20 protein-coding genes are annotated in these 26,713 nt (G+C 64.4%); 9 read left to right on the forward strand and 11 right to left on the reverse strand.

What is annotated here, in order from left to right; translation table 11 throughout:
* Positions 1-25 precede the first annotated feature (25 nt).
* A complete protein-coding gene (gene polA / locus A3M3_RS0117185) occupies positions 26-2,668 on the reverse strand; it encodes a DNA polymerase I (protein WP_028267369.1) in 2,643 nt (880 codons plus the stop codon).
* 181 nt (positions 2,669-2,849) lie between these two features.
* Between polA and A3M3_RS0117190 the strand changes: the two genes are divergently transcribed.
* The gene (locus tag A3M3_RS0117190; RefSeq protein WP_081736850.1) at positions 2,850-3,317 is read left to right on the forward strand and encodes a hotdog fold thioesterase; all 468 of its coding nucleotides are present in this window, start codon (positions 2,850-2,852) and stop codon (positions 3,315-3,317) included.
* 1 nt (position 3,318) lies between these two features.
* Here A3M3_RS0117190 and A3M3_RS0117195 read toward each other — a convergent pair whose 3' ends face one another.
* From A3M3_RS0117195 to A3M3_RS0117225, 7 genes are all read right to left on the reverse strand, one after another.
* Positions 3,319-3,870, reverse strand: a complete 552-nt coding sequence (locus A3M3_RS0117195) for a dihydrofolate reductase family protein (RefSeq protein WP_028267371.1) — start codon at positions 3,868-3,870, stop codon at positions 3,319-3,321.
* Between the two features lie 36 nt (positions 3,871-3,906).
* Positions 3,907-4,128 (reverse strand): hypothetical protein, encoded by a 222-nt coding sequence (locus tag A3M3_RS0117200; RefSeq protein WP_028267372.1) that lies wholly within the window; start codon positions 4,126-4,128, stop codon positions 3,907-3,909.
* On the reverse strand, positions 4,125-5,339 hold the full coding sequence (locus A3M3_RS0117205; protein WP_028267373.1) for an inorganic phosphate transporter: 1,215 nt from the start codon (positions 5,337-5,339) through the stop codon (positions 4,125-4,127). The genes A3M3_RS0117200 and A3M3_RS0117205 overlap by 4 nt, the downstream gene beginning before the upstream one ends.
* A gap of 163 nt (positions 5,340-5,502) precedes the next feature.
* Positions 5,503-6,006 (reverse strand): HAD domain-containing protein, encoded by a 504-nt coding sequence (locus A3M3_RS0117210; protein ID WP_035741976.1) that lies wholly within the window; start codon positions 6,004-6,006, stop codon positions 5,503-5,505.
* 53 nt (positions 6,007-6,059) lie between these two features.
* Positions 6,060-10,175: a Pls/PosA family non-ribosomal peptide synthetase gene (locus tag A3M3_RS25700; protein WP_231497291.1), complete on the reverse strand. Its 4,116-nt coding sequence runs from the start codon at positions 10,173-10,175 to the stop codon at positions 6,060-6,062.
* Positions 10,176-10,208: 33 nt separating this feature from the next.
* Positions 10,209-11,645, reverse strand: a complete 1,437-nt coding sequence (locus A3M3_RS25705; RefSeq protein ID WP_081736851.1) for a diaminobutyrate--2-oxoglutarate transaminase family protein — start codon at positions 11,643-11,645, stop codon at positions 10,209-10,211.
* A gap of 110 nt (positions 11,646-11,755) precedes the next feature.
* Positions 11,756-13,195: an aspartate kinase gene (locus tag A3M3_RS0117225; RefSeq protein WP_081736852.1), complete on the reverse strand. Its 1,440-nt coding sequence runs from the start codon at positions 13,193-13,195 to the stop codon at positions 11,756-11,758.
* Positions 13,196-13,361: 166 nt separating this feature from the next.
* Here A3M3_RS0117225 and kynA point away from each other — a divergent pair, with 166 nt between their 5' ends.
* From kynA to A3M3_RS0117265, 8 genes are all read left to right on the forward strand, one after another.
* Positions 13,362-14,231, forward strand: coding sequence for a tryptophan 2,3-dioxygenase (kynA, locus tag A3M3_RS0117230; RefSeq protein ID WP_028267376.1), 870 nt, complete (start codon positions 13,362-13,364; stop codon positions 14,229-14,231).
* 60 nt (positions 14,232-14,291) lie between these two features.
* On the forward strand, positions 14,292-15,530 hold the full coding sequence (locus tag A3M3_RS0117235; RefSeq protein WP_028267377.1) for a kynureninase: 1,239 nt from the start codon (positions 14,292-14,294) through the stop codon (positions 15,528-15,530).
* Complete coding sequence (locus tag A3M3_RS0117240) at positions 15,527-16,375, forward strand: PaaX family transcriptional regulator (RefSeq protein WP_028267378.1); 849 nt, start codon at positions 15,527-15,529, stop codon at positions 16,373-16,375. Before A3M3_RS0117235 ends, A3M3_RS0117240 begins: the two co-directional genes overlap by 4 nt.
* Positions 16,376-16,502: 127 nt before the next feature.
* Positions 16,503-17,612 carry a LolA family protein gene (locus tag A3M3_RS0117245; RefSeq protein ID WP_231497292.1) on the forward strand — a complete coding sequence of 370 codons (1,110 nt, stop codon included), beginning with the start codon at positions 16,503-16,505 and terminating at the stop codon, positions 17,610-17,612.
* Positions 17,609-18,595 carry an ABC transporter ATP-binding protein gene (locus A3M3_RS0117250; RefSeq protein WP_028267380.1) on the forward strand — a complete coding sequence of 329 codons (987 nt, stop codon included), beginning with the start codon at positions 17,609-17,611 and terminating at the stop codon, positions 18,593-18,595. The genes A3M3_RS0117245 and A3M3_RS0117250 overlap by 4 nt, the downstream gene beginning before the upstream one ends.
* Positions 18,588-19,472, forward strand: a complete 885-nt coding sequence (locus A3M3_RS0117255; RefSeq protein ID WP_035743125.1) for an ABC transporter permease — start codon at positions 18,588-18,590, stop codon at positions 19,470-19,472. The genes A3M3_RS0117250 and A3M3_RS0117255 overlap by 8 nt, the downstream gene beginning before the upstream one ends.
* 27 nt (positions 19,473-19,499) lie before the next feature.
* Complete coding sequence (locus A3M3_RS0117260) at positions 19,500-20,120, forward strand: L-threonylcarbamoyladenylate synthase (protein WP_028267382.1); 621 nt, start codon at positions 19,500-19,502, stop codon at positions 20,118-20,120.
* Between the two features lie 2 nt (positions 20,121-20,122).
* Positions 20,123-20,824, forward strand: a complete 702-nt coding sequence (locus tag A3M3_RS0117265) for an alpha/beta family hydrolase (RefSeq protein ID WP_028267383.1) — start codon at positions 20,123-20,125, stop codon at positions 20,822-20,824.
* Positions 20,825-20,844: 20 nt separating this feature from the next.
* Here the strand turns inward: A3M3_RS0117265 and A3M3_RS0117270 are convergent, their stop codons facing one another.
* The 3 genes from A3M3_RS0117270 to hrpB all read right to left on the reverse strand — a co-directional run bounded on the left by A3M3_RS0117270 (position 20,845) and on the right by hrpB (position 26,651).
* On the reverse strand, positions 20,845-23,019 hold the full coding sequence (locus tag A3M3_RS0117270) for an elongation factor G-like protein EF-G2 (protein WP_028267384.1): 2,175 nt from the start codon (positions 23,017-23,019) through the stop codon (positions 20,845-20,847).
* Positions 23,020-23,139: 120 nt separating this feature from the next.
* Positions 23,140-23,892 carry a M50 family metallopeptidase gene (locus A3M3_RS0117275; RefSeq protein ID WP_231497348.1) on the reverse strand — a complete coding sequence of 251 codons (753 nt, stop codon included), beginning with the start codon at positions 23,890-23,892 and terminating at the stop codon, positions 23,140-23,142.
* Positions 23,893-23,975: 83 nt separating this feature from the next.
* The gene (hrpB, locus tag A3M3_RS0117280) at positions 23,976-26,651 is read right to left on the reverse strand and encodes an ATP-dependent helicase HrpB (RefSeq protein WP_028267386.1); all 2,676 of its coding nucleotides are present in this window, start codon (positions 26,649-26,651) and stop codon (positions 23,976-23,978) included.
* Positions 26,652-26,713: the final 62 nt, after the last annotated feature.

The following is a 26,713-nucleotide window of genomic DNA, read 5'->3' on the forward strand; positions in this document are numbered from 1 at the left end:
CGGTCAAATCCTGAACGGGCCCCGGCTAGTGCCCGGCTTCGTACCAACTGGAGCCGACCCCGAGCTGCACATCCAGGGGCACCGTCAGCTGGGCCGCCGACCCCATTTGTTCGGCCACGAGCTTTTCGACCGCTTCGCGTTCGCCGTGGGCTACCTCGAGCACGAGTTCGTCATGGACCTGCAACAGGATCCGCGATGTGAGCCCCTGGCTGGTCAACTCTGCTGAAACTCCGAGCATCGCCCGCTTCATGAGATCCGCAGCCGAACCCTGGATCGGCGAGTTCAACGCAATGCGTTCGGCAATCTCCCGGTGTTGGCGGTCCGTGCTGGTCAGGTCCGGAAGATACCGGCGCCGGCCTTCGATCGTGGAGGTGTAGCCATCGATCCTGGCTTGCTCGACCACGCCGCGCAGGTAGTCGCGCACTGCGCCGAAGCGGTCGAAGTAGTCCTTCATGAGGGTCCTGGCTTCGTCGACCGAGATTTCCAGTTGCTTCGACAGGCCAAACGAGGTCAGCCCGTAGGCCAGTCCATACGACATGGCCTTGACCTTGGAACGCATGGCACTCGTGACGTCTTCCGGAGCCACATTGAAGATATGCGAGCCCACATAGCGGTGCAGGTCCTCGCCCTCCTTGTAGGCCTGGATAAGCCCTTGGTCGCCGGACAGATGCGCCATGATACGCATTTCGATCTGCGAGTAGTCAGCGGACAACAGGCATTCATAGCCTTCGCTGACCACGAAGATCCCCCGGACGCGCTTGCCTTCCTCACTACGCACGGGGATGTTCTGCAGATTGGGATTGTTCGAGGAAATACGCCCTGTGGCCGCGACGTTTTGTGCGTACGTGGTGTGGATGCGGCCATCCTCGGCCACTGATTTCTTGAGCGTCTCCAGCATCTGCGCCAGCTTGGAAGATTCACGGTGGGCCATGAGCTGGACCAGGAACTCGTGGCCGGTCTTCTCCAGGAGGGCTTTCAACGAGGCAGCGTCCGTGGTGTAGCCGGACTTGATCTTCTTGGTCTTCGGCAAACCAAGTTCCTCGAAGAGGACGGTCTGCAGTTGCTTGGGCGAGCCCAGGTTGACTTCGTGGCCGATCGCTGCGAACGCCTGCTCCTGCGCGTTGTCGATCACCTTGGAGAGGTCCGCCAGCTGTTCGTTCAGGCGGTCAAGCGAGATGGCAATGCCCGCAAGTTCCATCTGGGCCAGAACCCGCGCGACAGGCAGCTCCAGCGTGGTCAGGAGGGCTTCGGCCTTGCGTTCGGCCAGCTCGCTTTCGAAGTGCTTGCTCAGTGCGTGCACGACGGCGGCTTCCTGGACGAGCGCGGTGGCCGCGGCTCCGTCCGGCCCATCACCGAGCTCAAGCTCCAGTTGGCCGCTTTGCGCAGCGGCCGTGGTGAGAGTGATCCGCAAATGGTGCTGGGCGAGTTCGGCCAGTTCGTAGCTGCGGCGGTCCGGCTGGATCAGGTAGCCCGAGATGGAGGTGTCATCGACCACGCCTTCCAGGCCAAGACCCCGGTAGTGCAGGGCCTTCAGCGCGGACTTGAATTCGTGCATGACCTTGGCTTCTTCTGGGTCCCGCAGCCACTTGGCCAGGACGGCATCCGCCGCCGCGTCCAAGCTTGAAAGGTCAATGTAGGCGGCTCCGTTTGACCGCACCACGGCAACGGCAGCGGCGTCGTCGCCAATCCGCCCCGGAACCAACTGCACTGCGACTGCCGCCCGGCTCCCCGCACCGGCAGCGAAAAAGGCTTCCAAGGCCCCGGCTTCGTCCAGGACCGCATAGGCGGGCGCTTCGATGGTTTCCGGGGGCGCTCCGGCGGTGTCTTCGCCATACAGCGCGAACAACCGGGCACGGAGCGTCCTGAACTCAAGGGTATCGAACAGGGCCTCGACCTCTTGGCGGTTGGGACGCGGCTCTTCCAGTTCGGCGAGTGTCACCGGGAGCTCAAGGTCGCTCAGCAGCTGGTTGAGGCGACGGTTGCGTTTGACGGCATCGAGGTTTTCTTTGAGCGCACCGCCGACTTTGCCGCCGATCGAATCCAGGTTTTCCAGGATCCCGTCCAGGCCGCCATAAAGATTGATCCACTTGGCAGCGGTCTTGGGCCCGACGCCTGGGACGCCCGGGAGATTGTCCGCCGACTCCCCCACGAGCGCAGCGAGGTCGGAGTAGCGCGACGGCGGAACGAAGTACTTTTCTTCGATGGCCGCCGCGTCCATGCGCGGGATGTTGGAAACACCCTGCTTCGGGTACAGCACGAACACATTGTCCGTGATCAGCTGGAAAGCGTCCCGGTCTCCCGAAACCAGGAGGACTTCGTAACCGGCGGCCTCGCCGCGGGATGCGAGTGTGGCGAGGATATCGTCCGCCTCGTAGCCGGGCATCTTGATGGTCTTGATGCCCCAAGCCGCCATGACCTGGTCGATGAGATCTATCTGTCCACGGAATTCGGCCGGGGTTTCGTTGCGACCACCCTTGTATTCGCTGTATTCGGCCTTGCGGAAGGTGGTGTCATCCGAGACGTCGAAGGCTACCGCCACGTGGGTGGGTTTCTGGTCCTTGATGAGGTTGATCAGCATCGAGGTGAATCCGTGCACGGCGTTGGTGTGCTGTCCCGAGGACGTGGCGAAATTCTCTGCAGGCAAGGCATAGAACGCCCGGAATGCCATGGAGTGCCCATCAAGGACCAGAAGCCGGGGGCGGCTGCCCGCCGTCGTGCCTGCGATGGTTCCTGAAGGGTCTGGTGTCGTTGCGGTGGCAGTCGATGTTGTTGTTCCAGTTGGCACTGGCGTTTCAGTTGGAACCGAGTCCGGTTTGGTTGTTTCGCTCACAGGTGCCAGCCTAGTTGCCATGATGGACAATTTCACGCCGGGCCCATTCACTGACGAGCTCAATGCGGCCGGCGTTCCGCAGGAGTTACATGGTTGGCTTTCGCGCTATGGCGTGGGCTCGCTCGTGGCGAAGATGGGCATCACATTCCTTGAACTGGGCCCGGATCGGACCGTTGCCACCATGCCCGTGGAAGGCAACACCCAAGTTGCCGGCATCCTCCACGGCGGAGCCCATGTGGTTCTCGCCGAAACCTTGGGTTCCTTCGCAGCGGCCTTGCATGCGGGAGCCGGACGCCACGTGGTGGGGATCGAGGTGGGTGCAACCCACCACCGTTCGGTAGCAAGCGGCCTGGTCACCGGCACATGCACAGCCATCCACTTGGGCGGGACCCTCGCCACCCACGAAATCGTCATGACCGACGAGCACGGGCGCCGCTTGTCGACGGCACGGATCACCAACATGATCCGGGAGAATCAGCGCCGCTGACTCAACGAGCCCGCCCCGGGAACCTGTACCGCAGCTCCACTGCCGCGCCGCCAAGCGTGCGGCACGAGAGCAACTCAAGGGACGCCGTCGGGCTCTCGACTGGCAGGAGACGCTTGCCGGAACCCAGCGCGACGGGGATCAGCGTGAGGATCATCTCGTCCAACAGTCCCGCTTTGGCGAACTGGGCGACGAGGTTTCCACCGCCAACCAGCCATACGTTCTTCTCGCCGGCGTCGGAAAGCAGGTCCGATGCAAACTCCTCGACCTCACCACGCACGAACGTGACATCCGCTCCCGCGGGCGCGGAATATTCGCGGTGGGTGAAGATCCAACAGGGGATCCCGGGGTAGGGCCACTTGCCGGCTTCATGTTCCATGAGCCAGCGGTACGTCTGGCCGCCCATGACAACGCAGCCGATGCCCGTCATGAAGTCTTCGTAACTTTCGGTGACGCCTTCGGCTTCTTCGAACTGGAGCAGCCAGCCGAGATCGTCCTCATGGGTGGCGATGAATCCGTCAAGCGAGGATGCCACGTAGTACTGGAATTCCGACATGGCCCCACCCTACTCATTCGGCCGCGGGGTTCCCAACTACTTTGTGAAGTACGGGACGATCAGATAGATCCCGAAAAGCACCGCGATTCCGCACGCTATGAAACAAAGATAGGCAAAGGACCGGATCAGGCCCGGTGACTTCTGCCGGGCGTCGCCCGCGATGGCAGTGAGGCGAACACCGAGCGAGTACAACACTACCAAGACCACTGCCGCCACCAGGGTCGCCCCGGCGACCTGCACCAGTTCCAACCACTTCATGCCTGCATGTCCTTACTTTTGCTCTTGCCCGGCCTTTGTTTAACAGTCTGCTTCTTGCGGAAGCGGACGGCAGTGCCGGCCTCCTCGACTTCCACCGCGTTGTGGTGGCCCACGTGCGACTTCCTCGAATAAATGAACATGTAGACGACGACGCCGGTGCCCACGATCGCGGCGATCGCCACGCCGACGGAGCCGGTTCCGATGAGGAAAGCGGTCAGGCCGCCCACGATGGCGGCGGCGGGGAGGGTGAAGAGCCAGCCGGTGGCGATACGACCCACTGTTCCCCAGCGGACCGTAGTGCCTTTACGTCCGAGTCCCGAGCCGATGACCGAACCGGAGGCCACCTGCGTGGTGGACAGCGCGAAGCCGAGATGGGAAGACGCAAGGATCGCAGAGGCGGTGCTGGCCTCCGCAGAAAAACCTTGGGCCGGCTTGACATCGGTCAGCCCGGAACCCATGGTCCGGATGATGCGCCAGCCGCCAGCGTAGGTTCCGATGGCGATGGCGAGTGCGCAGGCACCGATGACCCAGAGCTGCGGGCCGCTGCCGGCGGGCTGGGTTCCGGCGGCGATCAGGACGAGGGTGATGATTCCCATGGTCTTTTGAGCGTCGTTGGTGCCGTGGGCCAAGGCTACAAGACTGGAGGTGAAGATCTGGCCCGTGCGGAATCCGCCGCGCTTCTGGGCCAGCTTGTCACCGGTTTCGGGGTCGTGCCGGGACGTCAAGGCGTAGGCCAGTTTGGTACACAGATAGGCCACGGCACCGGCGAGCAGCGGGGAGAATACGGCCGGAAGAATGACCTTCTGGAGCACGGTATCGAAGTTGACGGCATGGAAGCCGATGCCAACGATCGCCGCACCTATCAGGCCGCCGAAAAGCGCGTGGGAAGAACTCGACGGCAGCCCCTTGAGCCACGTAAACATGTTCCACAGGACGGCTCCCATCAGTCCGGCAAAGATGATCTCGGGGGTGATGTGGATACCGTCCGCGCCTTCACGGATAAGGCCTCCGGAAATGGTCTTCGCCACTTCGGTCGACAAGAACGCGCCCACGAGGTTGAGGACCGCGGCCAGGGCAACAGCCGTCCTGGGCTTGATGGCCCCCGTGGCGATTGGAGTGGCCATGGCGTTCGCGGTGTCGTGGAACCCGTTGGTGAAGTCAAAAAATAAGGCCAGCGCTATAACAAGCGCGACCATGAAGGTGATTCCCACCTAGTGCCCAATCTGCAGAGTCGACGATGCGCAGTTCCACTCCCCCGGGCCCGCCGTGCACAGTTCAGCAAATGTTCATATGACTTCACTGGCGGAGTTCAACAGGGCGGTCTGAAACCTTATGAATCCTACGTGCCAATGACGGCATGGCCAAACACCGAATTTATCCCAGGAATTGTCGAACCGCCGCTATCTCGCTCCGGGAGAGGCCCCTCCGCGGGTCTGGTGAGATCCAAAGCACACGGCTGCCGAGGAATTCGACCCAGGATCGGGCCGCGGCTTCATGGGCCAGCTGGTCATCCATCCATACGATGCGATCGACTCCGGACTCTTGGACGTCCCTTTGCAAAACGTCCAGCTTCCACCAATCGGCACTCATGTCCCAGCCGTCGCTAGTCAGCACCGGCCAGTGCTCACCATGGAGGCCGATTGCCGGGCACAGGAACTCCGGGGCCAGCCGCTGCCACGTCGTCAGCCAGACGAACCGCGCTGCGGGGTGGACAGCGAGCTGGTTGAGCCCTTCAACCACTTCGGCCGCATACACCACCTCCAATATTCCGGCGTCAGCGATCTTCCACTCAGTACCCCAATCCGTGAAGCCCATGGGACCGAAAGGATTCACCACGCCGTCGACATCGAGGTACAGCGACACCCTCACGGTGGTCATGCAGCCCCCCTCCCGGACGTGCCAACAAGGCCAGCGTAAGGCAAGCGCTGGTGTCAGCGCAGTACGGCTTGCCGGGTCAGCTCGCGCGCAGGATTGCCACCGAAGATACCACCGGCGGGGACGTCCTCGCCCTTCATGAGGAACGAGTCGGCTTCGAGTTCCGAGCCATCGTGCATGGTGGTGCCGTAATGGATGAATGCGCCCACCCCCAAGGTGCACCCGGTGCCGACAGAGATCGCATCCAGCTTGAACGCGCCATCCTCCATGGAATGGCATTGCACCACGGAGTTGGCATTGAGGGTGCAGTGGTCTCCGATGGTGACGAGAGTTCTTTCGGGGATGCCACAGCCGTCGTCGAAGACCTTCTTACCCATGCGGACCCCCAGCAGTCGCCAGATCACCGGTTTGAACGGTGTGCCATTGAACATCTGCACGACTCCCCCGGCACTGAGCTTCCAGAATCGTTCATGCCGCCAGAAGGGTACTTCGTAGATCGAGCAGAGCACGGGGGCAAGTCTTCCGAAACCCAGGGATGCCCGCTCCACGAGGATTGTCAGAACGCTCGTGGTCACGATCATGGCCCCCAGCCCCGCCAAGGCGCCGACGCCCCCTGCGTTGGGCAACAGGGTCTGCGTTGCCCACGCCGCGAGGAGGATCACGTACAGCTCGACCCAGCGGGCCAGGAGATAGAGGGCCACTGTCACGGCGTTGTGCCGGTTCTTTGCCGGGAGGCGGCGCCGCAGTTCATCGGCTGTCCTGAACCGGTCAAAGCTGCTGTCGCGGTCCACGGTTCGGGGGATTTCAAACGGCGGCGACCCCAGGAGGCCGACCCCTTGGCGGAGCGGACCCTCCAGCGGCACCATCGTCTTGGTCCCTATCAGGCAGTTGTCGCCCACGGCAGCCCCGGCGGGATAGGCAATGTTGTTACCAAAGAAGCTCTTGGTCCCGATGGTGGCAGGCGAGAGCCGGAACGCCGTGTCCGAGTAGTCGGCATTGATGATGGACAGACCGTCCGAGACCATGGTGCCGGTGCCGACGGTAATCATGGTGGGGCTGTCATGCTTCAGCCCGACGCCGAAGTTGGAGCCGGTCTGCACCATATTCGGTTGTTTGTAGCCCAAGAGCTTCAAGTAGTGCACGATCAGTGAGCTGTCGCCGGTCAGTTTAAGGAGTTCCTTGAGGTTGGTCAGCCGCTGCATGGTGCGGAAAAGTCCGAAACGGACGCCATAGAGCGGGTAGTCCTTGCCAGGGACGAGCACGAGCGCCAGCAGCCTGGGAAGGGTGGCTGCAAGGACGAAGGCGGCAACGATGCTGCCGAAGAGAACAACGAACGAGAGCAACAGGAGCGCCGTCCAGAAGCTGAGCCGGGTCGGGTCTGTATCGCCTGAAGGGAGCGAGGCGATTACGACGTCGAGAGCCGCGAGTGCGGCGGCGGACACCACCATGTGGATGACGACCGTCCAGAAGCTGAAGCTGGCCCGGCGGCGCGTTCCGCTGTTGGCCTGCCCCGCCCGGCGGAAGCCTGTGCCAGCGGGCTGGGCCGGCGAGCCGTTCCAGATGGAGCCAGGGGGAACGCTTTGGAATCGGTGCAGTGACGAGCTGTGTCCCAATTGGGCGTCGTCGCCCATGATTGTATCGATGTCCAGCACGGACTGCTCGCCGATCAGAACGTTGCGCCCCAGGGTCACGGACCCCGTCTGGATCCGGCCGGCGTGGGCCCGGTAGCAGTTAAACGTGGAGTCCTTCCTGATGACCGTGTCCGCGCCCACCGTCAGCAAATCGGTGCAGGCCGGAATCTTTGAGGAGAGGACCGTGACCCGGGGCCCGATCTTGGCCCCCAATGCCTTCAGGTACAAGGGGAAGACCGGTGTCCCGACAAACATGCGGATGGGGCTTGTGTTGATAACGGTCTTCACGAACCAAAAGCGGATGTAGCGCAGGGACCAGATGGGGAACTCCTGGGCCTTCCAACGGCCAATGAGGACCCACTTCAGCACAACGGGCATGGTGGCCAGCACCAGGAACGCCAGGGAGCCGACGCCGGCCGAGCGCCCCACGAGGTCGATGGGCTGCCGGGACGCCGCAATCCATTGTTGGCCGGCGAAAGGAATGAGGACCGCCACATAGGCGTAAGCCAACGCGGCGATTGCCTGCAAGGCCCCGCACAAGACGTACCGGCCTGTCCCGACACGGAGGAAGGGCACCGCCGCGGCTTCCGAGCCGTCGTCGGCGCGGGCTGGGGACAACCTCGTTTCATTCGCGTCCAGGGCGGCCGCCAAAGCAGCGATGGTCGGATGGGCATAGACATCGCGCATCGAGACGGACGGGGAATGTGCTGCCTTGCGGACGTTCGCGCAGAAATGCGCCATCAGCAGGGAGTTTGCGCCAAGGTCGTTGAAGAAGTTGGCCGTGGTGGAGACCCGTTTGAGCTGCAGGGCCGCCGCCAGGGCCGGCGCAAGGAGCTCCTCTGTCGCCGTGGCGGGGCTCGTGTCGGCGACGTCGGTACTGATTGCGCGTGGACCGCTGGGATCCGGAAGCTTCTTGCGATCCACCTTGCCGCTGACCATCACCGGCATGCTCCGGAGGTACTGGAAATAGCCCGGCACCATGTACGCCGGGAGTCTTTCGCCCAGCCACGTCCGAATTTCGCTTCCCTCCACTCTTGCTGCGCCTTCGTGCAGCGTGTAATAGGCAACAAGTTCCGTCATGCCCGGCTCGGGTTCCCAGGTCTTGACGACGGCCGCCGCCATGCCCGGCATCTGCAGAAGCACGTTCTCGATCTCGCTGAGCTCGACCCGGTAGCCGCGGACCTTTACCTGCGTGTCAGTCCGGCCGTGGTATTCGATCTCATCGCGCTCGTTGAACCTGCCAAGATCGCCGGTGCGGTATATGCGGTGGGAGGGGTTGTCCGCCAAGCCGAGGAAATCGGGAATGAAGGCCTTTTCGGTGAGCTCGGGCCGGTTGATATAGCCGCGGGCCAGTCCAATGCCCGCCAATCCGATTTCGCCCAGCTCCCCGTAAGGCAGAGCACGATCGTGGACGGGATCCAGGATGACCGCCGAATAGCCCGGCAGCGGCCTGCCCAAGGTCACGGGCCTTCCTGGCTCGGCTACGCCCCAGGTGGCAGTCACGGTCGCTTCGGTCGGTCCGTAGACATTCAAGAAGCGCCGCCCGGGCCTGTGCCAACGGACCACCAGGTCGGCGGGACATGCCTCGCCGGAGACGAGGAGGAACCGAAGTCCGGGCACCTCGTCGTCAAGGGTGGCGAGCAGGGTAGGTACGCAGCACAGTGCCGTGATGTTCCGGGCGCTGATGAACTCGGCAAGATCCGCGCCGAGAAGGTTGTTCCCGGGTGGGCGCGGGACCAAGGTGGCCCCTACCATCCAAGGCACCCAGATTTCCTCCACCGAGAAATCGAAGGCCGTGGTCATGCCCTGGTAAACCCGGTCATCCGCGTTGTAGCCGTAGGTGTCGGCGGCGACCCTCACAAAGTGGCAGATGCTCGCGTGAGATATGGCTACCCCCTTTGGCCTTCCGGTGGATCCCGAGGTGTAAATGATGTAGGCAAGGCCGTCGGCCGAGGTAGTAGGCGCGGGCCAGTCCAGGCGGGACGGGGCGAACTCTGAAATTTCCCGGTCCGCTTTGTCCAGGTACATCGCGCGAGCCGCAGCATCAGGCAGGAGCGTGTCCGCGAGGCGGGATTCCGTCAGGACCTTGGCTACGTCGGAGTCGGCGACAATATAAGAAATTCTGTCCGAGGGAAACGCCGGGTCGAGGGGCACGTAGACGGCATGGGCCTTGAGGACGGCCAGCATGCAGATGTAGGACCGCACCGCGTCGTCAAAGAGCAGTGCGATCCTGTCGCCCGGGCTGACCCGGTGGGCCAGGAGAAAGCGGGCGAGCCGGTTCGCCCGGACGTCGATTTCTTCATAGCTCAGCGGTCCATCCGCTGTGTCGACGGCGGGATGGCCACGGCGGCCTTCGGCTTGCTGCCGGTCGCATCGTTCTTCGAAGAGCTCCTCAAGGCGCTCTTCGGCACCCCTCGGGGTGGAGGAGGCCCCCTGCTCTGCGCCTACCAGCACCAAGGTCCTGTCCCTGAGGTGTGCCTTGACCCTGGCGCTTGTGGGCGCTTTGCTGAGGGTCCTGCCCTGGTCCACATGTCTTCCCACGCTTCGCTCCAATGGAGTCCCGGCGTCGTGGCCCTAGGGGGCCGCTTCGCCTGTTGTCTTGTTGGCGGCGAGAGCCGCTTGCTTGTCAAGAGCCGCTTGACCCGCTCTGGAACTCTGTTCGGTAATAGCGGCCAGCAGGAGCTTGCATGCGGCCTCGACGAGCTCCTCCGTGATGTTCAGCGGGGGAAGGAGCCTGACCACGGCGTCGTCCCGGCCGCCGCATTCGAGAATCAGGCCCAACTCGAGGGCGCTGAGTTGAACTGCACGGGCCATGTCCCCTGCCGGGCGGCCTGTCTCCGGATCGGCGAGTTCGATTCCCCACATCAGGCCGCGGCCGCGAACCTCTCGCACCCAGCGATTGACGGCCAAAGGACTCAATAGCCGGCTTATCTGCTCCCCGCGCCTGCGTACGTTGCCGAGAACATCGTCGCGCCGGATAATCTCCACAGCTGCGGCTCCCGCCGCGAAGGCGAGCTGGTTTCCTCGGAACGTGCCCGTGTGCGCGCCGGGGAGCCAGCAGTCCAGGTCTTTGTTGTAGATGATCAGCGCAACTGGGAGGCCAATTCCGCTGAGGGCCTTGGAAGCGATGATGACGTCGGGCTCGATTCCGAACTGCTCAAACGCGAACCACGTCCCGGTACGGCCGCACCCGGTCTGGATCTCGTCGATAATCAACGGAATCCCCAGCTCCCGGGTCACCCTGCGCACGGTTTGAGCGAATTCCGTGGTCGCCGGGACAACCCCGCCTTCTCCCTGGACCATTTCCATAATGACGGCCGCAGGAAGGGGAATGCCTCCGAGGGGGTCCTTAAGGGAATTTTCGAGGAACTGGACACAGTTGGTTGAACACGTCGCCCGGTGCAGGCCAACCGGGCACCGGGAGCAGTAGGAGAACGGGAAGAAGTGCACTCCGGGCATGCCGTTCGCTACCGGGCGCTTCTGTTCGACGAGCCCGGTCAACGCCATGCCCGCGGCACTACTGCCGTGGAACCCTCCTTGGAATGACACAATGTCCGCGCGCCCGGTAGCCGTCTTGCACAATTTGATGGCAGCATCCACGGCGTTCGCACCAGTCGGTCCGCAGAAGTGGATCTTCATCCTGTCGGCGAGTCCCCAAGGGAGCATCGACAGCTGTGCCCGCGTGAAGGCGTCTTTCGCCGGCGTCGGGAAATCAAGTCCATGGCTCAAACTGTGTACCTGACGGGCGACAACGTCAGCCAGTTCTGGATGGCTGTGGCCAAGGGACAAGACTCCGGCGCCGGACAGGAAGTCGATGAAGACATTGTCGTCCATGTCCCGGACAAAGGCCCCTTGGCCTTCGGCGATCGCTATGGGCAGATGCCGCGGGTAGGTCCTGGCACTGGATTCGGCGCGTTCCTGGTGCGCCAACATTTCGGCGGATCTGGGTCCTGGGAGGGGTCCGGTGACGTGCGCCGAGGTCAGTGTAGCCTGCTGCGGGAGAGTGTTCATGGCAATAGGTCCTTATCCCATGGATCCGCACGGCGGATCCATGACTGAGCGCTTACCGCGGTTCGTTCCTCTTGGCCACGGGGAGAAGGGGAGCCGGCGCTGCGGCCCCGCTAAGTCGCAGTGATGGCCTCCTCCCCGGCATACTCCAGCCCGAAGGCCGATCGAACGGCGCGGCTCGCGTCCCCAAGCATGGCCGCCCGCATGGTGACATCGATGCGCATGTCCGACGTCGAAATCAGCTCGATGTTGACCCCGGCGTCCGACAGGGCTTTGAAGAGCCGGGAAAATACCTGGGCATCCGTGCGCATCCCCAACCCGATCAGCGACAACTTGCCGACTTCGTCGTCGTAGTGAAGTCCGCGGAAGCCAATGGCCACCTGGGATGCGGAGAGGGCCGACCGCACACGGTGCCCGTCACGGCGGGCCAGCGCCAGGGAAATATCGCTTCCACCTGCATTCCCGGACGACGAGTTCTGGACGACCATGCTGACGTAGGCGTGCTCATCCGCAAGAATCCTGAATATTTCGGCGGACTTTCCGGCTACGTTTGCAACTCCCACCGCTGTCAGCATCGCCATCGACGAGTCACACTCAACCGCGGAGACCACTGGCCGCTCCACAACCGGAACCGTGTCCCAGTCGGGCTTATGGTCCCATGTCGGCTTATGGTCACGGCCGGGTCCATGGTCCTGAACGGGCATGACCAGTGTTCCCCCTGCACGGCTGAATGAAGAGCGCACATGGAGGGGGACGCCAAACCGGCTGGCATATTCGAGGCCCCTGGGATGCAGCACCTTGGAGCCGGAGGCAGCCAGTTCCAGCATTGCCGGATTTGAAATGACGTCGATCTTTTGTGCCCTGGGAACGACGCGGGGGTCCGCGGTGTAAACGCCGTCCACGTCGGTGTAGATTTCGCACATCCCGGCGCCCAAGGCGGCGGCCAAGGCTACCGCAGTGATGTCTGAACCGCCCCGGCCCAGCGTGGTGACCCCTTTCTTCTTGAGCCCTTTTCCCTGGAACCCGGCCACGATCGCAACTTCTTCGCGCTTCAGGCATGCACGGATACGGCGCGGGTCGACGTCGACAATGTGTGCCTTACCGTGGACGCCGTCGGTAACCAGTCCGGCTTTCTTTCCGCTGAAAGTCCGGGACGGAACCCCCAGGTCCGACAATGCAATCGCCAAGAGCATCACCGAGATCCGCTCGCCGGTGGTCAGCAAGGTGTCAAGCTCGTCCGCAGGAGGACTGGGACTCAGTGACACCGCCAAGTCAAGAAGCTCGTCGGTGGTGTCGCCCATTGCCGACACCACGACCACCAAGGGGTGTCCGGCCGCCCGGGTCTCAGCGATCCGCCCAGCCACGCGTTTGATGCCTGCCGCGTCGGCCACGGAGGATCCCCCGTATTTCTGCACTATGAGGTCCCGGCCTCGAAGTTTTGTGTGCGCTTGAAGCGCACTTTGTTCGATACCGAGGCGGTGTTCTGGTCCAACTACCTCCGAATGCTGACTGCCTGCTGATATGTCTCGGATGCTGACTGTCTGCTGGTACATGGAGCCTCCTGGAGCCCGCATACCCCCTTGCCGATTTTACAACGTATAGACCTCGCGAGCGGTTCACTCAGGCAACAAAAAGGAACCTTAGGAAGGCTCGCAACAACCAGGATTTTTCATAAATTCACTATATTGACGCTCGTCACATAACTGATACGCTCGAGACATGGAAAAACCAACGGGCCACTCCGCCCAAAGCATCAGGCACATCGAGGATTCGGTCCGTACCGACTTCAGCCAGGCCATGTCCTACAGCGGGTATCTGGACCTTGACCGCCTGCTGACGGCGCAGCACCCGTTGAGCACCCCTGAACACCATGACGAATTGCTGTTCATCATCCAGCATCAAACGAGCGAGCTATGGCTCAAGCTCGTCCTGCACGAGCTCCTTGAAGCCCGCCGGCTCCTTGATGCGGACCATCTTGCCAAGGCCCTGAAATGCATCGCACGGGTCAAGGCGATCCAGCGGACCATGACGGAACAATGGTCGGTCCTTGGCACCCTGACACCGCGCGAGTACTCCGAATTCCGGCGCTTCCTGGGCAGCTCGTCAGGGTTCCAGTCCCACCAGTATCGCGGCGTAGAGTTCCTGCTGGGCAATAAGAACCGCGACATGCTCCGGGTCTTCGAGAGCGATCCGGCAGCGCACAGCCAGCTCAGCACCCTCTTGGCGGAGCCGACGCTTTACGATGCCTTCCTCGCTGTGCTCGCGCGGGCGGGCTACGCAGTTCCCCCGCAAATCCTGGAACGGGACACCAGCGAACCGTGGACGTTCCAGAAGGAGCTAGTCCCCGTCTTCAAAGAGATCTACGAATCGGAAGACACCCCTTGGGGATTCTACGAAGCATGCGAAGACCTCGTGGACATCGAGGACAATTTCCAGGCCTGGCGCTTCCGCCACCTGCGTACGGTGCAGCGAACCATCGGATTCAAGGTGGGCACGGGCGGCTCCTCAGGCGTCGACTTCCTCAAGCGGGCCCTTGACTTGACCTTCTTCCCGGAGCTCTACGCCGTCCGCACCGAAATCGGCAACTGAACAGCAATTCCAGCCAAGCCAGCACGTCCAGCAACCCCATCGGTTTCCTTCAGGAGAGACATGAACAGCGCGCAGCAAACGCAACGGCCGACGTCGGCAGAACTCGACGCCGCCGATCCCCTCGCCGGGCAGCGTGAGGCCTTTTATTCCCCGGCGGACGGCCAGCTCACCGCTTACCTTGACGGGAACTCGCTCGGGCGCCCTCTCAAGGCCACCTCGGCCAAGCTGGCTTCGTTCGTCGAGGACGCTTGGGGCAGCCGCCTGATCCGCGGCTGGGACGAGCAATGGATGGACGAACCCACCACGGTCGGTGACCGGATCGGCGTCGTTACCCTGGGCGCGGCTCCCGGCCAGGTCACCGTGGGTGACTCCACGTCGGTGATGCTCTACAAGCTCATCCGCGCAGCAGTGGATGCGCAGCCGGACCGCAACGAGATATTGGTGGACCGGGACAACTTCCCCACCGACCGTTTCATCATCGAGGGCATCGCGTCCGAAAAGGGCGCCACCATCAAGTGGCTCGCTTCCAACCCGGCCTCCGGTGTCCGGACCACGGACTTAGAGGGCCTGCTCAGCGAGCGGACCGCCGTCGTCGTGCTCAGCCACGTAGCGTACCGTTCCGGTTTCCTCGCGGATGCCGCGGCGATCACCGCCATGGTGAAGGACGCCGGGGCGCTCATGCTCTGGGACCTGTGCCATTCGGTGGGTTCGGTTCCCCTCGAACTGGACGCCTGGGGCGTAGACCTCGCAGTGGGTTGCACTTACAAATACCTCAACGGCGGCCCGGGCTCCCCCGCCTTCGCCTATGTGAACGCATCGCAGCAGGACCGCCTGCAACAACCCATTTGGGGTTGGATGGGCGCCGATAACCCCTTCGGCATGACAGAAAGCTACCAACCGGCCAAAGGCATTCGGAGCTTCATCACCGGCACTCCTCCGGTGCTCGCCATGCAGCCGCTCAAGGACATGGTGGAACTGATCGCGTCAGTCGGCATGGATGCCGTCCGGGAGAAATCCATCAAGCTCACCGAGTACGCGGTCGCATTGGCTGAGGAGATGCTGGTCCCGCTCGGCGCCGCGATTGTCAGCCCGCGCAACACGGCGGAGCGGGGCTCCCACGTCACGGTCGACCATCCCCTCTTCGGCGAAGTGACACCGAAACTGTGGGAGCAGGGCGTCATCCCGGACTTCCGTCCGCCGCACGGTCTGCGGATCGGCCTTTCGCCGCTCAGCACCAGTTTTGCCGAGATTGAGCTGGGCGTAACCGCCATCCGTGACGCCCTCGCCGAACTCTTGTGAGTGCCGTCCTTGACGACATGGACTCCCGGCCGGGAAGCACCACGTCGTTGCTGCGCACGGTCATCGGCTTGTACCTGCGTGAGGCCGGCGGATGGATGTCCACCAGGCACATCATCGCCCTCATGGAGGCCCTCGGGGTTACCGCGGCTGTGACCCGGACGGCCTTATCCCGCTTGAAGAAGAAGGACATCATCCTTCCTCAGCTGCGTCACGGTTCTCCCGGCTTCGCGGTCACCGACGGCGCCGCGGCGATGCTTGCCCGCGGGGACCGCCGGATCTTCAACCCCCGCCATATGTCACCCGCAGACCCTTGGTGCCTGATTTCCTTTTCCATCCCGGAAACCGAGCGGGAAAAGCGGCACCAACTCCGGCGGAGGTTGCACTGGATTGGCTGCGGCACGGTGGCAGCCGGCCTGTGGATCTGCCCGGATTCGCTCCGCGAGGAAGTGGAGGAGATCCTGGCGGACCTTGAGTTGCGCCCCCTGGCTACGGTGTTCGTCACGGAGACCCCCTTGGTCGGCGGCAGCCTCCGCGATGCGGCCTCGGCCTGGTGGGATTTGGAGGCCGTGGCAGAGCTGCATCGCGACTTCATCGGGCATCATGGCTCAGCGGCCGATGTCGGGGGCCCGCGCGGAGCCTCTCCTGGGCCCTCCGCCGGAACATTCGCCCGATATGTCCGGTGTATCGACCGCTGGCGGATCATTCCCTACCTGGATCCCGGGCTACCAGCGGAATTCCTTCCCGAGGATTGGCCCGGCATGGCCGGAATCGCTTTGTTCGAGCGCCTCGGGGCCGCCTATGCAAGGCCTAGTGCGGAATTCGTTCGGACCACCCTGATGATGTAGCCGCGGACCGGATTTCGGGCTTCCTGCGAATTCCTGCATAGACCGGCCAGGATTCCTACCTTGCGGAAGCACGTGATCAGCTCCGGCACCAGGAGTAGTCTTGAATCATGAACTTCCCCTGTAGTGGATGGTTCGCGAGGTTGCCATGACCCGCGTCTGGTTGCGTTGGTTGCCCGCCGCTGTGGTTCCCCTGGCCCTTGCTGCGGCGGCCCTGGCTGGTTCATATCAAGCGGGGGCGGCGACGAGCCTGCCGAACAAGACGGCCGAAGAAGTCATCGCCATGATCGCCCGCTCCGACGTCCGTGCTTTGTCCGGAACGCTTCAACAGAACTCCGATCTGGGACTCCCCCAACTCCCCTCCACTGGACCGGCTGCCACCCAGGGCCCGGCTTCCGTCATCGAGTTATTGAGCGGCTCACACACGGCCCGGGTCTACATGGACGGCCCTGCCAAGGCCAGGTTCCAAGTGATGGACATGCTCGCCGAGCGTGACCTCGTCCGCAACGGCACCGATCTCTGGCTCTACAACTCGGCCGACAACAGCGCGGCGCATATGACCCTGCCCGCGGAGCCAAAACAGGGCCCGGCCCTGCACTCTCCAGCAACGCCCGGAGTGACCACGCCTGACGTCGTCGCCCAACACTTCCTCGCCGCAGTCGGGCCGAGCACCGAAGTGACCGTAGGAGAAGGAACCACGGTGGCCGGCCGCACCGCCTACCAGCTGGTGATCAAGCCGCGCAGCACCGGAACACTCGTCGATTCCGTGACCATCGCCGTCGACTCCGCCTCCGGACTGCCGCTCGGCGTCGACGTCAGGGCCCGGGGCCAGGCCGCAGCGGCCTTCTCGATCGCCTTCACCGACGTGAGCCTGGCAACGCCCGACGTCGGCTTGTTCAGTTTCACCCCGCCGCGCGGTGCCGCCGTGGAAGAGAAGGCAACCCCGCAAATGGGTGCAGTCCCGGATAAGACCAAGACCGGCCAGGGGCCGCAAACCAAAGCAGCAACAGGCCAGCCGTCGATCACAGGCAGCGGCTGGGACGCGGTAGTCGCGTTGCCGGCAGGCACCATGCCCACCGACGTCCGTGCCGCTCCCATGACGGCCCAGCTCAGCCAGGCCGTGCCGGGAGGCCGGGCGGTGACCACCAGCTTGGTGAGTGTTTTGATGCTCGACGACGGCCGCGTCTTCGCGGGAATGGTGCCCCTTGAGCGGTTGCAGGCCGCAGCCGCCGCCTCATGACGGAGGGATCCCCGCCAGCGCAACTGGCGATAGAAACACAAGGCCTCAGCAAGCGCTTCGGCCACCGGAACGCCGTCGACGGAATCGACTTGGCAGTTCCCCATGGTTCGGTCTTTGGATTCCTCGGTCCCAACGGCTCGGGCAAGACCACCACCATCCGCCTACTGCTTGGTCTGGCAGCCGCCACGAGTGGCCACATCCGGGTTCTTGGCGGCGAAATGCCGCGCCACTTGGCAACAGTCCTGCCCCACGTCGGCTCGTTGGTGGAAGGACCGGCCTTCTACCCTTTCCTGTCCGGGGCCGCGAATCTTCGGCGATTGGACAGCGCCGATCTGCACGCTTCCCCCCGAACCCGGGCGGCACGTGTGGAGGAGGCCCTCGAGAGGGTGGGGTTGACACACGCTGCAGGCAAGAAGGTCCGCGCCTACTCCCTCGGGATGAAACAACGCCTCGGGATCGCCCACGCACTGCTGCGGCCGAGGGAACTGCTCGTCCTGGACGAACCAAGCAACGGCCTTGATCCACAAGGGACCCGCGAGGTGCGCAGCCTGGTCCGCTCCCTTGCCGACGGTGGCACCACAGTGTTCGTTTCCAGCCATCTCCTGGCGGAAGTGGAGCAGATGTGCACACATGTAGGCGTCATGAGTGTGGGTAAACTCGTGGCGCAAGGAACCCTCCACGATCTCCGCGCCGCGGGAAAGGCCACGATCCGGCTCCATACGCCCGATGTTGAGGCCGCTGTCCGTATCCTGTCCCGTTTGGGCTTGCGGCCGGAACTGTCAGCTGCTCCTTCCGGCTCGTCCGGTCCCGATGGCCAGAGCCTCGTGAGCACCGGGCCGCCGGGCAGCACTGTGGTTCCCGAGGACATTGTGGCTGCCCTCGTGTCGGACGGCGTCCGGGTCCGGGGATTCGGCGTGGAAAACGCCAGCCTGGAGGAGCGCTTCGTCTCGCTCACCGGAGAGGGCTTCGACATTGCTGGCTGAACGCGGAACCGAACCCTTCCCCGGCAATCCCGGCGCCGGGCCTCCAAGCGCCCGGCCATCCAGCTCATGGTCGCTCCTGGCCTCGGAGCTCTCGGTCCTGTTCAGGCGGCTGCGGACATGGGCCATGCTGCTGGCGCTCGCAGCGATTCCCGTCCTCATTGCCGCTGCGGTCAAGCTGAGCTCGCATCCTGTCCCTCCGGGTCGCGGGCCACCGTTCCTGGACCGCATCACCCAAAACGGGCTCTTCGTCGGCGTGACGGCGATGATCGTTTCCGTTCCCTTGTTTCTGCCCCTCACTGTCGGGGTAGTGGCGGGCGACACGATTGCAGGAGAGGCGAATCTCGGCACGCTCAGATACTTGCTCGTGGCGCCGGCGGGACGAGTGCGGTTGTTGCTCATCAAATACGCAGCCGCGGTGGCGTTCTGCCTGGCAGCAACCCTGACGGTGGCCGCCGCCGGTGCGCTGGCCGGCGTCGCACTCTTCCCGGTGGGTCCCGTCACGCTGCTCTCCGGCGACACGATCGACGTCGGGCAATCCGTGGTGCGTTCCTTGCTGATCTCCGCCTATATTGCCGTGTCGTTGCTCGGGCTCTCCGCTATCGGGCTGGCAATCTCCACCTTTACCGACGTCCCTGTCGGAGCCATGGCAACAACCGTTGTGCTGTCCGTGGTGTCGCAGGTGGCCGACAATCTACCGCAATTGGACTGGCTGCACCCGTGGCTGTTCAGCCACTACTGGCTCGGTTTCGCAGACTTGCTGCGCCAACCCATCTCCTGGACGAGCTTCGGAGACAACGCTTTACTGCAAGCGGGCTACATTGTGGCTGCCGGCGCTGTGGCCTATGGCAAGTTCACGAGCAAGGATGTCCTGTCCTGAAGTACGGCGTGCCCGTAAGCTCATGGCATGGCAAGATTCTTCGACGTCCACCCCCAGGACCCCCAACCACGCGCAATTGCCCAGGTGGTGAACATCCTGCAGTCCGGCGGACTGATCGCGTACCCCACCGATTCCTGCTACGCACTCGGCGCCCAAATAGGCAACAGGGAGGCCCTCGATCGGATCCGCGCGATCCGCAAGCTCGATAACAAACACCACTTCACACTGGTCTGCAAAGACTTCGCGCAGCTTGGCCAATTCGTCATGATCGACAACGACGTCTTCCGGAGCATCAAGGCCGTCACCCCGGGCAGCTACACGTTCATCCTGCCCGCCACCAAGGAAGTCCCGCGCAGGCTCCTGCACCCCAAGAAAAAGACGGTAGGCGTGCGCATTCCCGACCATAACTTCGTCCAAGCCCTGCTGGCCGAACTCGGCGAGCCGCTCCTCTCCAGCACGTTGCTACTCCCCGACGAAGAAGAACCCTTGACCCAAGGCTGGGAAATCAAGGAACGCTTGGACAACCTGGTGGATGCGGTGATCGATTCCGGCGACTGCGGCGCGGAACCCACAACCGTGGTGGACTTCTCCAGCGGCACCGCGGAAGTGGTGCGGCACGGGACCGGCGATCCCTCACGCTTCGAGTGAGCATGGACGCCGCCGAAACCCGTATCACGATGGACACCGAAGACACTGAAGGCACTGAAGACGCTGAAGGCACTGAAAGCACCCGGGTTTCCGGTATCTACGCCCGGCCCGACAAACCGTTCGCAACCCTCGTGCTCGCCCACGGAGCCGGGGCGGGCATGGAGCATCCCTTCCTCGAAGGCCTCGCCCGCGCATTGAACGACGACGGCGTCGCGACCTTGCGCTTCAATTTCCCCTACCGGGAAGCCGGCAAGAGATTCCCCGACCGGCCGCCTGCGGCGATCGCTGCCTGGCGAGCCGCCATGGAATTAGCGGCGTCCCGTTCAGAGGGCGAACCTCAATGGGCTGCGGGAAAGTCTTTCGGCGGTCGCATGGCGTCGATGGCCGTCGCCGAGGGCATGCCTGCGTCCGGACTCGTCTACCTCGGTTACCCGTTGCACCCGCCAGGGAAACCGGAGAAGCTCCGCGACGAGCACCTGTATGGACTCACGCTGCCGATGCTGTTCCTCCAAGGCACCCGGGATACCTTCGCGACTCCGCAGCTCCTCGAAAACGTCGTGGCCCGAATCGGCCCCGCCGCCTCCATCGAGTGGTGGGACGGTGGCAACCATTCCTTTGAACGCGCCGGGGTCAAGAAGAGCGCGGCGGACATCGGGGCGTCCCTGGCGGCACCGGTCTCGGCATTCCTTCGCAAGAACAGCTGAGCCACCCGCAGAAGCAGGCATTAAGCCTTCGCGGCAACAGCGATCCCCGGCGGCAGCGGCTCGTGCCGCAAGTACTCGCGGCGGAATCGACCACTGCCGGCGGTCAGTCCCCGCAGCACGATCGCGTACCGCAGCAATTCCTGTTCCGGAACTTCCGCACTGATCTCGGTAATTTCCCCGCCTACGGAGGTGGTTCCCGTGACACGCCCGCGGCGGGAGGACAAGTCGCTCATGACGGCCCCTACGTGATCATCGGCGACGAGGACGGCCACGGCCGATATCGGTTCCAGAAGCTGGATGCTGCCCGCGGCGGCAGCCTCCCGCAAGGCGAGCGCGCCCGCGGCCTGGAACGCCGCGTCCGAAGAGTCGACGCTGTGGGTCTTGCCGCCGACCAAAGTCACCCGGATATCCACCACCGGGAACCCGGCCCGCACCCCTTTGTTCATCTGCGCGCGGACGCCTTTCTCGACCGAAACCACATACGTTCCGGGAATCACCCCGCCCACAATCCGGTCGACAAACTCGAATCCTGCCCCGCGGTCAAGCGGTTCCACTTCGATATCGCAAATCGCGTATTGCCCGTGGCCGCCCGATTGTTTGACATAGCGCCCGTGGCCGGTGGCCCGTGTGGCGAATGTCTCGCGCAGCGGCGTGATGACGTCCACCGTTTGCAGCTTCACTCCTTGTTCGCGCAACCTGTCCAGGACCGCCTCCGAGTGCGCCTCCCCCATGCACCACAAGACCAGCTGGTGTGTTTCAGCGTTGCGCTCGACCCGCAGAGTCGGGTCTCCTGCCGCGACTTTGGCCAGGCTCTTGGACAGTGCGTCCTCATCGCCATGCGAGGCCGCTTCGATCGCGACCGGCATCAACGGCTCGGGCATGTCCCAGGTTTCCACCAGCAGCGGAGCCTCGCGGGCGGAAACGGTGTCTCCCGTTTCGGCGCTCGCCACCTTCGCGAGCGCGCAGATGTCCCCGGCTACTGCGAACGGAACCGGACGAAGGCTGGACCCCAACGGCGAATACAGGTGGGTGATCCGCTCGTCGCTATCGTGGTCGGGGTGGCCTCTTTCAGCCAGCCCATGCCCGCCTACGTGCACGGCCGAGTCCTCGCGAAGGGTTCCCGAGAAGAGCCGGACCAGGCACACACGCCCCAGGAACGGGTCAACGGTAGTCCGCACCACTTCGCCCAGGAGCGGGCCGTCCGGATCGCAGGTCAAGGGTGCGGCTGCCGTCCCGCCCAGGTCGGTTACCGTGGGCAGTTTCCGCTCCGTGGGAGCCGGAAACGCCCTGGTCAGTACCTCCAGCAACTCGGCTGTGCCCACTCCGGTTGCCGAGGAGCTTGCCAGCACAGGGAAGAAGGTCCCGCGGACGATCGCGGTCTCCAAGTCCTCCACGAGGGTCTCGAGGGGGACCTCTTCTCCCCCGAGGTAGCGCTCCATCAACGTCTCGTCCTCGCTCTCGGAGATGATGCCCTCGATCAGCTCACCTCGGATACCGTCCGAGCTGGCTAGTTCCTCCTTCGTCGCGGGACGAACTGCGGGCCGTGGATCCCCGGCGGTGTACTCCGAAACCGACCCCGAAAGCAGACCGAGCAATCCGGAGACTGTGTCCCCTTTCCGCACCGGCAAATGAAGGGGCAGGACTGAATCACCGAACGCCCCGCGGCACTCGGCGAGGACGGCGTCGTAGTTCGCCCGCGGGTGATCAAGCCGGCTGATCACCACCGCACGGGGCATTCCGACGCGCTCGCATTCGTTCCACAGTGAGGTGGTTCCGGCGTCGACGCCCTCCACGGCCGACACAACGAACAGCGCCGCGTCCGCCGCCCGCAGCCCCGCACGCAATTCGCCCATGAAATCGGCGTAGCCCGGAGTGTCGAGGAGATTCACTTTGATGTCATCGAAAGCCAGCGGCGCTGCTGAGAGTCCGATGGATCGTTGCTGGTGGATGGCCGTTGCTTCCGAATCACTCACCGTGGTGCCTTCAACGATCGAACCCATGCGGGTGACGACGCCGGTGGCGTAGAGCAGAGACTCGAGCAGCATGGTCTTCCCCGCGCCCGAGCGGCCAATCAAGACGACATTGCGGATGTTTTCGGGCCGCGCGGCCGCCGCCGAGGAAGGGTCCGCGCGCCGAAGATCGGGGTTGGTCCGGTTCGCCCCCTTCGTTGCACTGCCTGAGCCTTTCACCGACATGAGCACCTCCTGGAATAGCAGCCGAGTCCCCCGCGTCCCTTGCTAACCGATTCCACACCCTCCACCGGCGCACGGCAAGAGCAAGGCAGGCAGACTATGCCGAAACCCCGGTGCCGGCCGCTAGGCGAGCATGCCCCACACCACACGAGCTGACAAGGCCGCGCTTGCTCCGATGACCACTGCGAAAGCGACGAGCCACAGCAACGACGGCACGCCGGTGGAACGGGCCAGAATGTAGGCATCCGAGGACGCGAGCCGGTCCCGACGCCGGGTGTGGACTGATGCGACCTTGAACCAATCCCGAATTGCGCCTACCTCCAGGGCGATGCCGAGCCCCAGCACCACGTGGCTCACCGTGGAGGCGCTGGCGAACATGACGAGCAACTGGGCGATCGCCGCACTGCAGAGCGCGACGAAGATACCGGTGAAATTCCGGAGAAAGATCAGCGCGAGCAGCAGGACCAACGCGCCGATGGACATGGCCGCGCCCGATCGTCCCGCTGACACCGAGCAGATGAGGGCAACGCCCACCACCGCGGGGCAGGGATAGCCCCAGAACCCGGACCAGACGGCGCCGAACTTGCCGCGCCCGCTGCTCAGGAGCTGCCCGGAGTGGTCGAGTCCAATCCGAAGCCCGTGGACAACGCGCCCCGTCATGAGAGCGGCGAACGCATGACCCAGTTCATGCACGAAGGTCACATAGAGGCCGAACCAGCGCCATGTGACGCGCGGGATACTCAGTACGACGGCCGCAGCGAGTATCCCCAAGACAACAGGCGTCGAAATGCTCGGGACCTCTGCCGTGGTGAATCCCCGCAGCACGGCTTGCCACCAATCGTTGACCAGGTCAGCAGGACGCAATTCCATGTTCATCACCGTGGCATCCTAGAGAAGAAGCCTGTGAATGCCTTTCAGACCGCTGGAACCGCAGCCCGCTGTCTTCTGCCTCGCCGAAGTCACATCTTCCGTTTGGTCTTGGCCGTGGCGGGCGCAGTCCAAGGGTCTTCCGGCCAGGGGTGCTTCGGATAGCGGCCCCGCATTTCCGCCCGTACCTGCGCATAGGGGCCGGACCAGAAGGAAGCCAGGTCGTCTGTCACGGCGAGCGCTCGCCTGGCCGGGGAAAGCAGGTGGAACAGCACAGGCACCCGGCCGCCCGCAACGCGGGGCGACTCAGCCCAGCCGAAGCATTCCTGCAGCTTGACCGCCACTACCGGCCGCCCGCCGTCGTCCGCTACGTCCGGATAGTCGATTCGCACCCGCGAACCGCTCGGCACCTCAAGCCATTCCGGCGCCAGTTCGCCAAGACGTGCCGCCTCCGGCCACGGCAGCAGCCGCTGCAGCGGTTCGGTCAAGTGGATCCCGTTCGTCCCCGCTCCTCCGGCGAGCGCTTCAAGCTCGGGTGCCAGCCAGGTGTCCAGCCGGGCCAGCAGCGCCGGCTCGGAGACGTCCGGCCAAGGAGCACCCAGTTCGCGGTGCAGCAAGGCGAGGCGCCGACGCAAGGAATCCGCGGCCGCCGACCACCCGATGGTGCCCAAACCCTCCTTTGCCAAGGCGCGCGCCACGGCGGCGCGTCCTTCGTCCGGGGAGGGCCTCACCGGTGTGGACGAAAGTAAGATCGCCCCCAGTCGCCGTTCGCGCCGGGCAGTCACCCGGCCCTGCGTGAATTCTGCTTCCACGGTATCGAGGAGGAGATGGCTCGCGGCAGCCTCCGCGGTGTCCGCAGCCACCGGCGCGGCCGAACGGATGACGGCACCGGTCCCTGCGGCATCCCGACCGCCCGCGCGGGATACTTCGGCCACCGCGAGCCATTCGTGCCCGGCGAGGGGACTGCCGGATGGCAGGCCGGCCCGCGTGCCGGAGCTCAGCAGGTAGCGCTCGGGCCCCGTCCCCGGAACGCGGCGCGCCACGCGGGCCGGAAACGCGAGCGCGACGACGAACCCCAAGGCTTCAGCGGCGCTCGCCGGGGATGACGAGTTCACCGGCGTGGGCAGGGAGGGTACGACGGCGGACCTCTCCTGCCGCGCGATCGCCTCCAGGCGTCGGACATCCTCCGCCCAACGCCTGGCCCCGGGGTCCTTGCTTGCCCTGAGCGTGGCCAGAAGGCGCGTCAAATCGGCTCCGGGAGCACGCTGGTCCCCTGCCACGAGGGCGACCGCTTCGGCAGCCGTACGATGACCGACCGTGGCGGCGCCATCCAGTAAGGCGCGGGCCAGGCGTGGGTCAGCGGGAATCCTGGCCAGGGTCTTTCCCAGCTCGGTGGCAAGACCGTCCGGCGAAACCGCTCCGAGTTCCCGGAGCACTTCGATGGCCTCATCCATCGTGGCTTGCGGCGGGGCGTCCGGAAGTGCCAGTCCCCTGCCACCGGGTGATCCCCAACAGGCCAGGACCAGCGCGGCGCCTGTGAGGTCCGCGGACGCAATTTCCGGTGTGGGGTGGGCTGGCGCGGCAGCGAAGGCAATTTGTTCGTAGCAGCGGACCACGCGCCCGGGGCCTTGGCGTGCCGCGCGTCCGGCTCGCTGTTCGGCGGACGCGCGGGAGCAGGAGACCGTGACCAGGCCGGACATGCCGCGGTTGGAATCACGCCGTAATTCCCGGGACAGACCCGAGTCGATAACCAACCGCACTCCCGGAACCGTCAGGGATGATTCGGCGAGCGCAGTCGACACTATGATGCGGGGAGGGTCGCCGGGATTCCGGCCGGAAACAGCCCGGTCTTGTTCCGCCGGGCTTGCCTGTCCGTGAAGCTCCAATACTTCCGCGTCCGGTACCCTCGAGGCCCGGCGGGCACGGAGCCGGGAAGCGACGTAGGAGACCTCCCACGCACCAGGGACGAACACCAGGGCGTCGATGTCCGGATCAGCTGCGAGTGTGTCCGCGTGCGACGCCGCGGCCGTGTCCGCCACATGGTCCAGGAAGGGGCGCGTCACGCCGCGTCCGTCCATCCGCGGACCTGCCGCGGGCGCCCAGTCGACGGTCAGGGGGTGGAGCGCGGATGGACAGTCGACGACCGGTGCCGGCCCGCCGCCGTCGTGCTTTCCGATCAGGGAAGCGAACCGTGGCGCGTCAAGGGTTGCCGACATCGCCACGAGGGTGAGGTCGTCCCGCAGTTCACGGACCTCGATGAGCATTCCGAGCAGCAGGTCTGTCTCCAGGCCGCGTTCGTGGACCTCATCAAGGATCACGGCGCTTGTTGCTTCGAGGCCCGGATCCGCGAGCAGGCGACGCAAGAGGATCCCCGGAGTGACGAACTCGATGAGGGTTCCCGGGCTCGTCTTGCTTTCTCCCCGCACCGTATACCCGACGCGGTCACCGAGGCGGCTGCCGTCAAGGGCGGCGAGGCGCCGTGCGGCGGAACGGGCAGCGACCCGGCGTGGTTGGGTCACCACGATGCGGGGACGTTCGTCCCCGCTCGCCACGCCAGCGGCGATGTTCGCGAGCAGCGGCGGGACAAGCGTCGTCTTTCCGGTCCCCGGAGGTGCCTGAACGACGGCGGTTCCCACGGACCCGCTTGCAGCCAACGACTGGGTGAGCTCCCCCAAGGAGTCTGCGAAAACCAGCCCGGCCCCGATGGATTCCAGGTCGAAAAGGCGGCAAGTAGGCGCGGCGTCCCGGGCGACGGTTGGGGAATTCACCCCTCCATTGTGCATACATGCGGAACAGGTGCGTGAAAGGTGGACTGCATGCCCGATCGGGA

The sequence above is a fragment of the Arthrobacter sp. MA-N2 genome (assembly GCF_000517125.1).
Classification (GTDB): domain Bacteria; phylum Actinomycetota; class Actinomycetes; order Actinomycetales; family Micrococcaceae; genus Arthrobacter; species Arthrobacter methylotrophus.

Excerpts from the sequence above, each read along its gene's own strand:
- polA (WP_028267369.1), bottom strand. The coding sequence starts at position 2,668 with ATGGCATTCCGGGCGTTCTATGCCTTGCCTGCAGAGAATTTCGCCACG.
- A3M3_RS0117190 (WP_081736850.1), top strand. The coding sequence starts at position 2,850 with ATGATGGACAATTTCACGCCGGGCCCATTCACTGACGAGCTCAATGCG.
- A3M3_RS0117195 (WP_028267371.1), bottom strand. The coding sequence starts at position 3,870 with ATGTCGGAATTCCAGTACTACGTGGCATCCTCGCTTGACGGATTCATC.
- A3M3_RS0117200 (WP_028267372.1), bottom strand. The coding sequence starts at position 4,128 with ATGAAGTGGTTGGAACTGGTGCAGGTCGCCGGGGCGACCCTGGTGGCG.
- A3M3_RS0117210 (WP_035741976.1), bottom strand. The coding sequence starts at position 6,006 with ATGACCACCGTGAGGGTGTCGCTGTACCTCGATGTCGACGGCGTGGTG.
- A3M3_RS25705 (WP_081736851.1), bottom strand. The coding sequence starts at position 11,645 with ATGAACACTCTCCCGCAGCAGGCTACACTGACCTCGGCGCACGTCACC.
- A3M3_RS0117225 (WP_081736852.1), bottom strand. The coding sequence starts at position 13,195 with ATGTACCAGCAGACAGTCAGCATCCGAGACATATCAGCAGGCAGTCAG.
- kynA (WP_028267376.1), top strand. The coding sequence starts at position 13,362 with ATGGAAAAACCAACGGGCCACTCCGCCCAAAGCATCAGGCACATCGAG.
- A3M3_RS0117235 (WP_028267377.1), top strand. The coding sequence starts at position 14,292 with ATGAACAGCGCGCAGCAAACGCAACGGCCGACGTCGGCAGAACTCGAC.
- A3M3_RS0117245 (WP_231497292.1), top strand. The coding sequence starts at position 16,503 with ATGGTTCGCGAGGTTGCCATGACCCGCGTCTGGTTGCGTTGGTTGCCC.
- A3M3_RS0117250 (WP_028267380.1), top strand. The coding sequence starts at position 17,609 with ATGACGGAGGGATCCCCGCCAGCGCAACTGGCGATAGAAACACAAGGC.
- A3M3_RS0117260 (WP_028267382.1), top strand. The coding sequence starts at position 19,500 with ATGGCAAGATTCTTCGACGTCCACCCCCAGGACCCCCAACCACGCGCA.
- A3M3_RS0117265 (WP_028267383.1), top strand. The coding sequence starts at position 20,123 with ATGGACGCCGCCGAAACCCGTATCACGATGGACACCGAAGACACTGAA.
- A3M3_RS0117270 (WP_028267384.1), bottom strand. The coding sequence starts at position 23,019 with ATGTCGGTGAAAGGCTCAGGCAGTGCAACGAAGGGGGCGAACCGGACC.
- A3M3_RS0117275 (WP_231497348.1), bottom strand. The coding sequence starts at position 23,892 with ATGAACATGGAATTGCGTCCTGCTGACCTGGTCAACGATTGGTGGCAA.